The organism is Sulfuricurvum sp., from assembly GCF_049305995.1.
Lineage (GTDB): Bacteria > Campylobacterota > Campylobacteria > Campylobacterales > Sulfurimonadaceae > Sulfuricurvum.
Genome location: NZ_JBAQPS010000126.1, coordinates 1 through 14,337, shown reverse-complemented (window position 1 = coordinate 14,337; position 14,337 = coordinate 1). Strand labels below are relative to the sequence as shown.

The 14,337-nt window shown below is 39.1% G+C and carries 15 protein-coding genes and 1 tRNA gene; 4 read left to right on the top strand and 12 right to left on the bottom strand.

The genetic code is table 11. The features are described 5' to 3' along the window. The 3 genes from WA010_RS04225 to typA form a co-directional block, all read right to left on the bottom strand. Positions 1-422 (bottom strand): response regulator (locus tag WA010_RS04225; RefSeq protein ID WP_422555908.1); only part of this gene is annotated, 422 nt, incomplete at its 3' end. A 25-nt stretch (positions 423-447) separates the two neighbouring features. Continuing rightward, positions 448-2,340 (bottom strand): ATP-binding protein, encoded by a 1,893-nt coding sequence (locus WA010_RS04220; RefSeq protein WP_422555907.1) that lies wholly within the window; start codon positions 2,338-2,340, stop codon positions 448-450. Between the two features lie 146 nt (positions 2,341-2,486). Next, positions 2,487-4,292 carry a translational GTPase TypA gene (typA, locus tag WA010_RS04215; protein WP_422555906.1) on the bottom strand — a complete coding sequence of 602 codons (1,806 nt, stop codon included), beginning with the start codon at positions 4,290-4,292 and terminating at the stop codon, positions 2,487-2,489. Between the two features lie 179 nt (positions 4,293-4,471). Here typA and WA010_RS04210 point away from each other — a divergent pair, with 179 nt between their 5' ends. From WA010_RS04210 to WA010_RS04195, 4 genes are read left to right on the top strand one after another with little or no spacing between them, the layout of a single operon-like run. Further along, a complete protein-coding gene (locus WA010_RS04210; RefSeq protein ID WP_422555905.1) occupies positions 4,472-5,836 on the top strand; it encodes a flagellar hook-length control protein FliK in 1,365 nt (454 codons plus the stop codon). A gap of 15 nt (positions 5,837-5,851) precedes the next feature. Next, positions 5,852-6,529 (top strand): flagellar hook capping FlgD N-terminal domain-containing protein, encoded by a 678-nt coding sequence (locus WA010_RS04205; RefSeq protein ID WP_422555904.1) that lies wholly within the window; start codon positions 5,852-5,854, stop codon positions 6,527-6,529. 2 nt (positions 6,530-6,531) lie between these two features. Beyond that, entirely contained in the window at positions 6,532-7,875 is a 1,344-nt protein-coding gene (locus WA010_RS04200) for a flagellar hook-basal body complex protein (protein ID WP_422555903.1), read from the top strand. 51 nt (positions 7,876-7,926) lie between these two features. Further along, positions 7,927-9,741 (top strand): flagellar hook-basal body complex protein, encoded by a 1,815-nt coding sequence (locus WA010_RS04195; RefSeq protein WP_422555902.1) that lies wholly within the window; start codon positions 7,927-7,929, stop codon positions 9,739-9,741. Positions 9,742-9,904: 163 nt separating this feature from the next. On the opposite strand, the gene WA010_RS04190 is transcribed toward WA010_RS04195, so the two are convergent. The 9 genes from WA010_RS04190 to WA010_RS04150 all read right to left on the bottom strand — a co-directional run bounded on the left by WA010_RS04190 (position 9,905) and on the right by WA010_RS04150 (position 14,197). Beyond that, positions 9,905-9,997: transfer RNA gene (locus WA010_RS04190), tRNA-OTHER, on the bottom strand. Between the two features lie 160 nt (positions 9,998-10,157). After that, positions 10,158-10,499: a type II toxin-antitoxin system PemK/MazF family toxin gene (locus WA010_RS04185; RefSeq protein WP_422555901.1), complete on the bottom strand. Its 342-nt coding sequence runs from the start codon at positions 10,497-10,499 to the stop codon at positions 10,158-10,160. Continuing rightward, entirely contained in the window at positions 10,486-10,713 is a 228-nt protein-coding gene (locus tag WA010_RS04180) for a CopG family ribbon-helix-helix protein (RefSeq protein WP_422555900.1), read from the bottom strand. Before WA010_RS04180 ends, WA010_RS04185 begins: the two co-directional genes overlap by 14 nt. A gap of 397 nt (positions 10,714-11,110) precedes the next feature. Further along, positions 11,111-12,223, bottom strand: a complete 1,113-nt coding sequence (locus WA010_RS04175; protein ID WP_422555899.1) for a tyrosine-type recombinase/integrase — start codon at positions 12,221-12,223, stop codon at positions 11,111-11,113. Next, entirely contained in the window at positions 12,220-12,483 is a 264-nt protein-coding gene (locus WA010_RS04170) for a hypothetical protein (protein WP_422555898.1), read from the bottom strand. The genes WA010_RS04175 and WA010_RS04170 overlap by 4 nt, the downstream gene beginning before the upstream one ends. 161 nt (positions 12,484-12,644) lie before the next feature. After that, the gene (locus WA010_RS04165) at positions 12,645-13,043 is read right to left on the bottom strand and encodes a hypothetical protein (RefSeq protein WP_422555897.1); all 399 of its coding nucleotides are present in this window, start codon (positions 13,041-13,043) and stop codon (positions 12,645-12,647) included. 119 nt (positions 13,044-13,162) lie between these two features. Then, positions 13,163-13,606 carry a hypothetical protein gene (locus WA010_RS04160; RefSeq protein WP_422555896.1) on the bottom strand — a complete coding sequence of 148 codons (444 nt, stop codon included), beginning with the start codon at positions 13,604-13,606 and terminating at the stop codon, positions 13,163-13,165. 100 nt (positions 13,607-13,706) lie between these two features. Beyond that, positions 13,707-14,030, bottom strand: a complete 324-nt coding sequence (locus WA010_RS04155) for a hypothetical protein (protein WP_422555895.1) — start codon at positions 14,028-14,030, stop codon at positions 13,707-13,709. Beyond that, positions 14,027-14,197 carry a hypothetical protein gene (locus tag WA010_RS04150; RefSeq protein WP_422555894.1) on the bottom strand — a complete coding sequence of 57 codons (171 nt, stop codon included), beginning with the start codon at positions 14,195-14,197 and terminating at the stop codon, positions 14,027-14,029. The genes WA010_RS04155 and WA010_RS04150 overlap by 4 nt, the downstream gene beginning before the upstream one ends. Positions 14,198-14,337: the final 140 nt, after the last annotated feature.

Below are 14,337 nucleotides of genomic sequence, written 5' to 3'. Positions count from 1 at the left end.
ACCTTGTCTTCTAAGTGACGATTTATATCGGCTAAATTGTCTTGATACTCTTTAATTTTTGCGTAGTTCATCGTTCGGAGCTTAAGCTCTTCGACGTCGATCGGTTTACTCAAAAAATCACTCGCACCAAAGCGTAATGCCCGATGCTTCTCTTCAGCATTTGCAGTAACGACAATAATCGGTATTTGAGACCATACCGCATCAGCTTTGAGCCTAGAAAGTGTTTCAAAACCATCCATAATCGGCATAGCTAAATCTAAAAGAATAACATGATAATCCGAATCAACGATCAAAGCGTTTAGCGCTTCTTGCCCATTTTCCGCACGCTTAATAGTAATATCAGGCATTTCCATAAATGCCAATTCGATCAAATCAAGATTAAACTCTTGATCGTCTACCGCTAAAATCTTTGTATTTTTCATCTATTTAGCCCTACAATCATCTAAGTTAAAGATCATCATCAGAGTCTACCTTTTGCTTATTTAAATCCTTATTAGGATTAATTTCAAGCATAGGAAGTACAATAACAAAGCAACTCCCTATCCCCTCTTGACTATGCACTTCAATTTTCCCTTTATGGTATTCTTCAACCATTTTTTTCACAATTGAAAGCCCTAGTCCTGTTCCAAATTTAGCATGATCTTTTTGAAGTTGACTAAAAGGTGTAAAAAGTTTGCTAATCCCTTCCTCGCTAATCCCAATTCCCTGATCGCATACCGATAATCGGTAAATATTTTTTTCATTATCTGCTTCATATTCCATCGCAATGATTGTATGAGGCAAAGAAAACTTAATGGCATTCGAAACAAAATTCAATAAAGACTGCTTAAGCATATCATAATCACCCCAAATCACCTCTTCGCTTTTACTATTTTGTACGATTTGAATCGACTTCTGAGCCGCCATAGGTTCTGTTATAATATAAACTTCCCCAAATAGTTCCGTTAAAACAATATATCTAGGGGAAAAATCGATTTTCCCCGATTTCAATTTTGAAAAATCTAAAATTGTATTGACCAATCGTAAAAGATTTTTTCCAGAAATATGAATTTTTTCAATCATAGATACACTTATTGGAGGAAGGTCTTCTTTAGCGCGCAAAATTTGTGAAAAACCGATAATGGCATTAAGCGGAGTGCGAAGTTCATGACTCATACTGGAGAGAAAATCATCTTTACTTTTTTCGGCAATTACAGCTTGATCTCGGGCTTCAACTAATTCGGTGATATCATATCGGATAGCCAAATACTCCTCTATCGTGTGTTCACTATTAAAAATAGGAATTATGGTCGTATGTACATAATAAGATTGACCGTTTTTGTTTTTGTTTTTAATATCGCCCTGCCAAATTTTTCCGCTTTGAATGGTTTGCCAAATCTCTTTAAAAATAGAAGATGGCATATCAGGATGGCGAATAATGTTATGGGATTGCCCCATCAGTTCTTCGAGTGTATAACCCGAAATAGTGATAAATGCATTATTAACCTCTTTAATAACCCCTTTGATATCTGTAACGGAGATAATTGCTCCAGCATCGATTCCCCTCTTATAATCTCCTAAACGACGGTTAGTACATTCAAGCGCTGCGGTACGGTCAGCTACTTTCTCTTCTAATTGGCGGTTAACGTCTGCAAGTTCTTTTTGTCGGATATAAATAAGCACCCCAATCAATACGATAGCATTAAAAAAGACAAAGAATATGACATATTGAGTTAATTCATTGTTACTAGTAAGCTGATCGTCAATCGGTGTGATAATTTCAATAACACCTCTAATATCTCCTAGTTTCCAATCTTTTTTAGGAGAATCCGGTCGAGTATTATGACATTCGACACAACTTTGAGAATATAAGAAATCTGGAATAGCTACCCGTATTACATTTTTTTGATTGTAAAAATCTTTTTTGACATAGATCTGATCAGGATTTTTTAAAAGATAGGCTAATGATTCATTTTCAAAAGTATCGAGATGACGATCCTGTCGATGAGGGAAAGGATATTGGCTGTACATTTTTACTTCAAGATTGGATCCTTTCGTAAACAGTTCACCGATATCATGCACCATCGTAGCCGGCAAAGGAATCGTTTTACTCTGCTGTTTATGATCAAAATTGATTTGTAAATCCGTATGATTCTTCACTTTCCCTAAAATATTTTCCGTATAATAAGAGCGAAACGTACGAATATGATCGACCAATAATATTGAATTCTGAGTAACACTCTTTTCGATATTTTTTTCTATTTTTAAGGGAACGAAATAGCCCAAACCTACTAAGGTTAAAACAGATATCAATATAACAGTGAAAACAAGCCGATTTTGGAAAAGAGTTTTTAGGTTCATAGTGCTTAGTGTACTACAATAAAACTAAAATAAAAAATTATCACATGGGTAACCAAAATGAGTAAAATACAGAAATAGCATAAATGATTTTTAAGTAAAGAGGGCAACGTTAGATTCCCGCTTTCGCGGGAACGATAGAGGAAAGATTACTTCTTAGCGCCGTAACGTTTACGATCACTAGGATCCAACCAACGTTTACGAATACGAATAGTAAGAGGAGTAACTTCGAGAAGTTCATCGTCTTCAATCCACTCTAATGCACGCTCAAGGTTCATATCACGTGGTGGAACGAGTTTAATCGCTTCATCGGCACCTGATGAACGTACGTTTGATTGTGCTTTACCTTTGATCGGGTTAACGTCAAGATCGTTTGAACGACTGTGCTCACCAATAATCATCCCTTTGTACACTTTTGTTTGAGGCGCTGTGAAAAGGACACCGCGATCTTGAAGGTTGAACAATGAGTACGCTAACGCAACACCGTCTTCCATAGAGATCAACGCTCCGTATTGGCGACTCTCAACGTTTCCTGTGTAAGGACGGAATTCAAGGAATGAGTGATTCATTACCCCCTCACCTTTGGTATCAGTCAAGAATTGACCACGGAAACCGATCAGACCACGTGCAGGGATTTCAAACTCTACGCGAGTGAACCCCTCACCCATCGGTACCATTGCTTTCATTTCCGCTTTACGACGACCGAGACGCTCGATGATCGTACCTGCATTGTCTGCCGGAAGATCAACAACAAGGTGCTCGAACGGTTCACATTTGACCCCTTCGATCTCTTTTACGATAACTTCAGGACGTCCGATACCGAACTCAAACCCTTCACGACGCATATTTTCTGCGAGAATCGTGATTTGAAGCTCACCACGACCGGATACGATAAATTTACCTTCTCCAACCGTTTCGTAACGCATTGCTACATTGGTGTTCATCTCTGCATCAAGACGCTCACGGATTTTGTTTGCGGTAACGTGTTTACCCTCTTGACCAGCAAGCGGAGAGTCATTAACCGAGAAAACAACGGTCAACGTAGGCTCTTCGATGTGCATCGGGTCAAGCGGCATAGGATTTTGTGGATCACAAATAGTATCTCCGACGTCTACGGTTTCGATACCGGCAACCGCAACGATATCACCCGCTTCCGCTTCTTGGATCTCCATACGGTTCAAGCCCATAAATCCGATCAATTTAGAAATTTTACCTTTTACCATCTCGCCATCGGCTTTTGCCAACAAGATGTTATCCCCTTTAGCGATTTTACCGTTGAAAATACGGGCAATACCGATTTTACCAACGTAGTTATCGTAGTCGAGGGTAAAAACTTGCAACTGAGTCGGGTTTTCAGGATCACCGGTAGGCTCAGGTACTTTTTCAAGAATAGTGTTGAACATACAAGTGAAATCACCATCCGGTTCAGCCATATCCATTTTCGCGATACCATCACGCGCCGCAGCGTAAATGATCGGGAAGTCAAGTTGATCTTCAGTCGCATCCATCGCAACGAAAAGGTCAAATACTTCATCTACTACGCGCTCAGGATCCGCAGAAGGTTTATCGATTTTGTTGATAACAACGATCGGTTTGATCCCAAGTCCAAGCATTTTCTTAACAACGAATTTGGTTTGAGGCATAACACCCTCATACGCATCTACGAGCAATAATGCACCGTCAACCATTTTCAAAACACGCTCAACCTCACCGCCGAAGTCGGCATGGCCCGGAGTATCGATGATGTTGATCTTGTGATCGCCGTAGCGGATCGCAGTATTTTTAGAAAGAATGGTGATCCCGCGCTCTTTTTCGAGGGCGTTAGAGTCCATTGCTCTTTCATTTACTTGTTCGTGGCTTCCGAACGTTCCGGATTGTTTAAGCAATCCGTCAACTAAGGTCGTTTTACCATGGTCAACGTGGGCGATGACGGCAATGTTACGAATTTTTTGCACTGAATATCCTTGTAGGTAGGCAATAATTTTCGCGGATTATATCTCATATAAGGTTAAGGAAGTGTTAAGGCAAAATTGTATTATTACGATTTGGTAACTTACCATTAAGTGGAATATTTTTTGCTTTACAATTGTTTATTAAGTCATGGGTGTATAGTAACACCCAACAAGGATCGAACATGATCATCCAAAGTAACGAAACGAAAGCTCAAAGCTCACTTGCCAATTTGCTCGGTGGAAATATTCAAACGTCAAATATAAAATCAAATAACCTTTTTTCAAAGCTTTTATCCACATTGAGTGAAAAAAATGAGGCCAATATCGTACATTCAACCAATTTTAAAGCGATCATTGACCCTAAAAATACAACTCAACTCAAAGAGATTCAAGTATTGCTTACCGGTAGTGATGACAAAGAGTCAAATCTTATCTCTATGGAGCTCTTCGAACATCTTTCGAATGATCAGGTTCGTACCCTCATCCATAAAGCCAAAGAGTACCTCAAAAATGAGATCACTCAAAAAGCACCTGAATATCAAAGCAATGCAACTAAATTACCTAAAAGTTTAATTGGTTTAGTTCAACTAGCCCAAAAATTAGGGCTTGAACCTGAGTCAATCAGCTTATCGACTCTCAACATCTCGGCTGATGAAAAAAATACCCTACCGCTCGACATTCTCTCAAAACCATTATTTGAAACGAAAATGTTAGCCATATTACCATCATTTATCCCATCATCAATCGAAGCAACTCCGTTTGAGGCGATCACTCAACTACTCAGTGAAGTCAAAGGAAAAGATCAAAAAAATTCTAACAAGACTTCTTCAGATTCAAGCAACCAATTATCTGAACAAAAATCGGCATCTCAGCCGCTAAAAACACTCCTTCAATCATTGGAAACCCGTACAGATAGTGCATCTATATCTCAGAATGAAGCTGTGAAATCCTCTGAATCAAAAGGTACTACCGCTATCTCAAGTGGATCTAACTCTTTGATAACATTGCTCCAAGGAGAAACCGATACAAGTAACGTCAAAACGGACTCCACCCACTCTAAAATAGAAAATGACCTCTCAAAATCGATCAAATCTCCTAAATCTGCCGATTCAATTGAGGTAAAATCAAAAGAAGCTGCTCAGAGCATGCGTTATTTTGCCAGCGACCTCAAAGAGGCAGTTCAAGAGTATAAGCCTCCATTTACCCGACTCACAATGAAACTCAATCCAGAAAAACTGGGTGAAGTCGAAGTAACACTGATTCAGCGCGGCAATAATGTCCATGTAAACATTCAATCCAACAATACAACTACGGTTGCTTTTTTAGCCCACAATGCGACAGAGCTCAAAGCGCAGCTCGCCCATCAAGGCATCACCAACACTACAATGAACTTTATGTCCGGCGGAGAGAATCAACAACACAATAATCCTCAACATCAGCACGAACAGCGTCAAAATACTTTTCATTCTTATATGTCGTTCGAAGAACTCGAACTCAATGAAGAGCAATTGAGTGCTCTTGAAATTATCATCCCGCATTACGCGTAATCCAAGGAGATTATTATGGCTATCGACGCATACGGAAATACATTAGGTGCCTCTTCGACAACAACGACTGCTGCTACTAGCACCGTTAATCCCAATAGTGTGTTAGGAAAAGATGATTTTTTAAAATTACTCCTTTTGGAACTAAAATATCAAGACCCAACCGCTCCAATGGACAGCGAAAAAATCTTGACCCAAACGTCCCAATTGGCAACACTCGAATCAACGGAGAATACTAATAAAGCACTTGAAACTTTAGCGGCTTCTCTTACAACATCAATGCAATACTCCGGCATTTCAGCCATCGGAAAAGTTGCCGACACAGGAAGCAATGCTGTTATATTAGAAAAAGGGAAAAAAGTCGATTTCGAACTGTACTACCCCGATAATGTGACGACCGGTAAAATTAATATTTTAGATAAAAATGGAAAAATCTTAAAAACTATGGATGTTGGTGCAACTGATGCAGGTGTTGCAAAATACACTTGGGATGGAACGAATACGGCAGGTAGTACCGTAGATGCAGGGATTTATTATGTCGAATCCACCTATACAAAATCAGATAATACAACTGCTACCACCCGTATAGGACGTTATCCGATTGAGTCAATCAAATTTGACAGTGGTAAAACTTACGCCAAACTCGGGTCAAGCTATGTTGATTTCAGTACCATCAAAGAAGTGACGGGTAACTAACGATGACACAAGGATACTATGCCGGAATCACAGGTATTCAAACAAATCAATACGGATTGGATGTTATTTCTGATAATCTGGCAAATTCAGGTACTACTGCTTATAAAAGCAGTAGTACCGAATTTTCAGATCTTTTCACTAGAGCACTCAATAGCAGTACTACTTCAACACCTACCAGTGATGACATTGGGTATGGCGTTAAACTCCAAGCTACCAGCTTTCAGATGCAACAAGGAACATTAATGCCTTCAGAGCGTTTCAATGATCTTGCATTGGAAGGGAGTGGATGGTTTGGAGTAATGACCACTAATGAAGAATATTTCTATACGCGTGATGGCAGTTTCTCTTTTGATACGTACCAAAATGTTGAAGGAGATGTAAATTCATCCTCGGCTCGTCTTGTGACCGCAGACGGTATGTATGTTCAAGGAACGATGCTTACGAATTTTGCCTATAACGGTGCCTTTGATTACGGTGATAGTGTATCAAACGGTAGCACAGGTGCTTTTGTTATCAACCAACCAACGAATGATGCTGAGCTAACTGGAGTCAATGATCAAGGGATATTGGAATTCCCAACACGTTTGGCGTATCCGGTTGTTCCAACAACCGAAGCAAGTTTTTTTGGGAATTTAGGAATAAATAATGAATCCCGTATGATTAGTGCCAATGTTATTAGCGCTTCAAATGAGACAAATCAACTAAAATTGACGTTTACAATGAGTGCTACTCAACCTACCGAAGGAGTTGCGTGGGATGTCGTTGCGACCATTACATCTAATGATGGAAGTACTGTTTATGATACCAAAAACGGTCAAGCCATTTTTGGTAAATCGGGAGCACTTTCCAGTTTTGATATTACTTCAATGGATAATGACGGTACAGCAGTCGCTATTAATTTGGGTACAAATTACAGCGGTGTTATCTCAATTGATGGCGTAGGTATTAGCGGTTCGTCCTCTTCTGATGGAGTTTCGGGAGGGACACTAACCAAATACGGTATTAATCCCAATGGAGTTATCGTTGCCGATTTTTCCAACGGTCGCCAAAGTGCTATCGGTCGTGTCGCTGTCTACCACTTCCAAAATGACCAAGGGCTCAACCGAGAGGGGGGAACCTATTTTCAAGAAAGTGCTGATAGTGGAAAACCTCTATTTTGGACCGATGCAAACGGTAATACCATCAGTGGAGCAATCGTACGAAGCGGCAACCTTGAAGCTTCGAATGTTCGTGTTGATGTGGGTTTAACCGATATGATTATCATGCAACGCGCCTACCAGGCTAATTCCAAAACCATTACTACCGTTGATGAGATGATTCAAAAAGCTCTCTCTATGCATCGGTAGTTTTGGAATATTTTTTGCTTAATAGTTTTACTTTGTCATAAAGGACATATTATGTTACGATCACTTTTTTCGGGTGTTACCGGATTGCAATCGCATCAAATCGCCATGGACGTCGAGTCTAATAATATTGCTAACGTTAATACTATCGGGTATAAATACTCACGTGCAAATTTCTCAGATTTGCTGGCGCAGACAAACCAAATCGCAACCGCTCCTCAAGGAGAACTCGGGGGTAAAAATGCGGTTCAAATCGGTTTGGGAGCATCGGTTACGTCGATTACCCGTATTCACTCTCAAGGATCAATCCAAAATACCGATAAAAATACCGACGTCGCGATCCAAGGAGATGGATTTTTCATCGTCTCATCGGATGGGGGAAATACCTATAAATACTCTCGTTCAGGTGACTTTAAATTTGATGCATCGGGTAACTTTGTCGATAATAACGGCTTTATTGTCCAAGGATGGGTGCGTGATGAAGCTACAGGCCTCGTCGATTCAACTGCACCAATCGCTAACATCCAAATCCCGCCTGGCCTTACAACACCGGCTAATGCTAGTACACAAGTTGTCGTTAAAGCGAATCTCAGTTCAAGCGGAACCATAACACAGTACAGCCCATCCTATCAAATTGATTCAACCGGTGCTATAACAACCGCTGATGGCAGAACAGCTTCTGCTGATGATATGGGAGTAATGTTCAATGCAAGCGGAAATGCATTTCAGCTTGCTGCTGCGACTACTGCTTCTCCGTTGGTTGGACAAGGGCTTGTTGTCTCATTTGATGGTGGAACCACAACCCAAAATTTTCGTTACACTAATGATGCATTATTAGCCGGAACTACCGATACCGCTACAACTCCAGATACCTACTATTTTCAAACAACAGAAGATCTTCGTGATGGCTTACAGACGATGGCTCAGGTCACCTCAGCCGGTGCAACGGTTACGGTAAACGATCAAGGGAAATTTATTGTCAGTAATGCATCCGGAAGTGCCTTAACTATTGCTATTTCAGGTATTTCTGATACTAACACAGTAAATAATACCCGTTTTACGGATAATTTCGCAACATTAGCAGGAGCACTTCCCGTCGGTTCATCTGTCAAACAATCTCAAGCGGTTAATGCAGCTACCCACTCTGCAAGTATCGATATCTACGACTCTCTTGGCTCTAAGCATACCGTTAAGATGGATTTTCGTAAACAATCTGTCAATACCACAAATGGAGTTAGTGAATGGGGTTATACCATTACCGTTCCTCAGCCAGGTTCAATCGGCGGAGTAGCTCCGTATGAGAATATTCTCGAAGGGGGAATCATCCAATTTGGAAGTAATGGTCAACTTGCCGGATACAATCTTCCAAGTATTGATTTTTCTCCTAACAATGGTGCGGCACCGAATCAGGCGGTTAATCTCGACTTCGGAACCATTGGTGCTTTTGACGGTATCACCAGTTTCGATAACCCATCTGCTACCAGTGGTATTAGCCAAGATGGTTTCCCTGGTGGAGATTTAGTTGGTATCCGAATCGACCAAAGCGGTACGCTCGTCGGGTCATTCTCAAACGGACGTTCCTTTGGTTTAGCACAAATCGGGATGGCTAAATTTGCGAATAACGAAGGGTTAGTCAGTGATGGCGGAAACGTTTATCTCCAATCAGCAAACTCAGGAGACCCTATCATCGGGACAGCCGCGACAGCGGGACGCGGATTTATGCAATCTTCGGCACTTGAAGCATCCAACGTCGATTTGTCTAAATCACTTACCAATCTCATCATCATCCAACGCGGATATCAGGCAAACGGTAAAACAATTACCACTTCTGATACTCTCCTCGAAACCCTTATCGGGCTCAAACGTTAACACGTAATATACGTGTTAACTGCCTATTTTTGAATTGGCATCTTTATCGATATCTTATTCTGTAGCTTAACTGTGTGTTGCACTTACTACTTGAATTGGCGCTATAAAAATAACGTTGTTGCACTTGAGGGTTGAATGGGTGCCTGAAATACGGGGGTTTGAATGGTGGTCCCAACAGGACTCGAACCTGTGAACTACCTTGTCGAAACTAAAATAAAGCCCTAAAACACGGTGTTTTCGGGCTTTTGTCACCCACAATTAGTAGATATTAGGGGACGTTTTGGGTGACACCAAAATCCCTAACTTTGATAAGTATTTTTTATAAAATAGCTTTATTTTTCAGCTCTAAAAAATCTTTCTACTACCATTCTAAAAAAAGCACAGTAGCACTAAAATATCTTATAATTATTTTTATTTTAGAATATGACTTCATTGAACATAATCCGAATCTGCTCCATTTCCATAGATGAAAGTTCTCCTAATTTTTGAAGTAATCGTTCCTTATCTACTGCTCTCGCATGAGCCACCAAAATATCTGAATCCACTTCAAGGCTAGCTCTTTTTTTCACCCGAAATCGTAACGGTTCTGCATCATCAATTAAAACCGTTGTCATCGGCAAAACAATCACGGTTGCATAGTCACTTTGATTAAGCAAATCATTTTGTATGACAACAGCGGGACGGGTTTTACCTATTTCATTTGATTTCTTTTGTGGATTAAGATTTACGAGCCAAATTTCCCCTTTACATACCATCATAGAGGGTTCCTTCAAATTGATCATTTTCAGCTTTATCAGCGTCTTTGGTTTTGGCTACAGCTTTGAGGATACGGCTCTTTTGACTATTTTGAATACTATCCGCATAGAATGAAATAGCATCGCGAATGATATCGCTCTTTTTTTTATGGAGTGATTGAGAAATAAAATCGAGTTTTTCTTCTAACGTTTTATCGAGTCGTACTGTTGCCGTCATTATAATTCTCCTAATGTGAATTTTGTAATACAGTATTGTAGCTTACTTTGTATTCACTTGATAACTTATTCTGTAGTAGTTGTTAAGGATTACTTAACAACTGAATCTTTTCCAAAGAGAAAAACTTCATCGTAGGGTGCTAAGAAACAGTGATGGGGAAATGGCATATTTTTGGATTGAGTGACATTTTGGGTTACGCTGAATGAAAAATAGGTTTATATAGAAGGGGCTAATTTTGTGAAAGTTCTAAAATATGGAGTTTTTGAATGGTGGTCCCAACAGGACTCGAACCTGTGACCACTACCTTGTCGAGATGACTAAAAAAATGCCCGAAAGCCCTTAAAATAGGGCTTATTATAAAACTAGTTTAAAAGTTGTGTCATTATTGTGTAATTCATTATACATTTCCTCGAAGCTTTTTGTCAAGCTCTTGGCTCGCAAGAGCGGCTATTTCGCTGTTATTGTGAATAGATTTGTAATAGAATTTTTTTGTTACTGCTGAACCTATCACATGACCGATATTCGCTTGAATGTATGACTCAGGAATATTGCTGTCGTACATCATCGAAACATAACTTTTACGGGTTGCCTTTACTGTTTTATACTCAACGCCTATCTTTTTAAAAAGTGGCTTCACATGACGATTAACAATATTAGCATTATCAAAATGCGGAGTATTCTTTTTTGAAACAAAAACCCACTGCTCACTTTTTCTTTTTTCGGCATACGCTAGGAGGAGATTTAATGCCTCAGGCATTAGATGCACTTCTCTTTTATGGTTTTTTTGTCGTGATGACTTTTTAATTTTCCCTTGTGTAAGTGATTGTTGAAGATTAATCACTTTGTTTTCAAAATCGATATGCCCCCATTCAAGTCCTAAAACCTCTCCAACTCTAAGCCCTGTGGTGAAGAGCAAGGCAAAATATACTTTTAACCAATCTTCCGCACTGTCGATGATTAGGCGGATTTCATTCGTTGTGTATGCTTTGGTGGTAGTCTCGCTGTCTTCACAAAAAATCTCTGTTATCGGGTCGGCATCATTCAAGGGATTTTCACTAATCAGCTTATATCTCATAGCTTTTTTTAGAATATCATTTAAAATTCTTCTTACCCGTCGTCGTCTATCGGCTGATAACTTCGCATGAAGCTTTTCCCAACACTCTATTTCTTTGATTCCAATATCTTCAAGAGCATACTTATCAAAAAATGGGATTATAAGTCTTTCAAATATAGACGTGTAATCATCTTGCACTTCTTTACTTCGTTTCCCTGCTGTATCTTCAATAGCTAAATACCCTAATTCCGTGATGGTGTATTCACTTTTTTGCTTTACGTCTTTATTGATAATTTTACTCAGGACTTCAAGCGGTCGTTGTTTGAGCGACCATGCTTTATTCATTTTTGTGGCTTTTTTCCCTGTTGATTTTCTGTAAAACTTACCCTCAATCGAACCTTGAACCCACAACGTTTCACCTCTAACAAAAAAACTGCCGTCTCCTCTTGTCTTCATTTTGCACCTCTGCTAATGATTTGAGCCGCTGTCTCTTTTGTGGTGTATATTTTCCCGTTCTCAATCCAAAAATCGACCTCAGGCTCAAAATTCGCTATAAGATATTGTCTGATAGCCTGACGAGATTTTCCAGTCATACTAGCGAGATGTGACACGCTCGCCTTTAGGGGTATAAGCATTTTTAAAAGAGTCTGTTGCTGTAAAATCAAATTCTTTAATTCTAAATATTCAAAACTGTTTGCTATTGGATTCGTACTCATAATTATTATCCTTTCTTCGGCTCTTTTTAGGAGCTTTTTTGTTCTCTAAAAAAAGGTGCTTTTTATCGCACCCACTTGTTATTTACGGCTCTCATTGGGAGCCGATATTTGACTTAAAAAAAAGAGTTCGCACTAAGGCAAACTCTCGGTTTAATGTTTATCTATTGTTGCTTGGAGGCAAAAGTCTCTGTAAGCTCATCTATTTTATCTTGGAAAGATTCTATTTTGCGATACTCTCGCAACTGTTTAAATCTTTCAATCAATAGGTTACACTCAATCAACGTCCCTGCCGTCCCAACATTTTTCTTTCCAAATCGTAGAAGCTGAACTTTCTTTTTCCCTTTTCCCTCGCCATCAGGCTGAGAGCCGATAAGACGAAACTGGGTCAAGGAACCTTTTTTATCCAATATCTCGGAATTATCTTTCTCCAAGTTATTGATATACAAATCTGCAAAAGTAGTCACAAAGTCTTCTACTGAATACTTCAATCTATAAACATGTAAAAAATTTTCAATGAACTCATAGCTCTCTGTGTAGAGCTTTTGGAAATCTTTTTTCATTCAAAGACTCCGATTTTTTTTGTCGCTAACTAATGCAACAAGGGAATGATTCCATAAAATCACTTAAAAGCTCTTTAAAGGAGCTGATATTGCAGGGTTTTTCCATTTCCCATGAGACATTAAAATTTAACGCTCAGGTAGCACCCTATTTGTGAATAGTCGATTTTAGGGTCATTGGGCAGTGTCAAAGTCATGTTAGCCGTTTTGTATTTGATACCTACGCCATATTTTTGACTGAAATCGTATTCACCCGCTACATCATAAACAACGCCTTGCATGGTATCGCTTCCAATTTGCCCTAAACCGTAGCCGATGCCACCACGAAGAGACATAGGGATTTGTAGGGCATTGTTAAAGTTATACCCGACACGGAAAAGGAAATCGACGAGTTCCCCTGCATCATCATTGAGAGATTGATAGTTTTTGACCATAAACATACCTGCATCTATAGCTCCCCCTATTTCAATCCCATTATCGAGGGTTTTCATCATATCGATTCCGATTTCACCACCCACATGATAATCGCTAGTTCCGATTTTGTTTTCAGTGAGTGAAAAATTCATATGTGACCCACTGGCAAAAAGGTGGGTAGAAAGTAACAGTAGAACTGTATATATCAGGTTTTTGTTCATTATTTATACGCTATTTGACTGGAGCTATGTTTTATCTACCGAACAATGGTTCGTTTGGATTTTGTATGAGTTCTGCTTGAACCCAATCTCTCTTATAATCAAGAGTATTATTAAAAGTCCAATCAACAACATAAGTCCCTATTGTTTTAGTTCTAACTACCATTTTTTGATATTTACAAATCTCATTTGTCTCACTTATTTTCGCAACAGAAATTGGAGTTCCAAAAGAAATAATTTCACCTTCTAAGCTTTTGGCATTTTTTTGTATAAGTGCCAAAACAATCTTATTTGAACAAATATCTTCTGCGAAAGCAGAAAATCCAAAAATGACTAATCCTAATACTATTTTTTTCATACTTTCTTTCTTACCTTTGCAAGTATTATTAAGCCGAATATTCCTAATAGCATAGGAGTAAATGCCCAAAATGTAAAATCTTTATCAGCTAAGAGGCGCACGGTTCCTCCAGCCAATAAAGCTATACATAAACCTCTTATAACTTCTTCATACCAAGTATCAGCCATTACATACACCTATTGAAACGATATAAAACACCTTAATATATTAAGTTGTAAAGAAAAGTGTATCTATATAAACTTAAAACAAAACTTATAGTATTAAGGTGTTTGTTGATTGATATAGATTCTTTGCCACCCGATAAGGT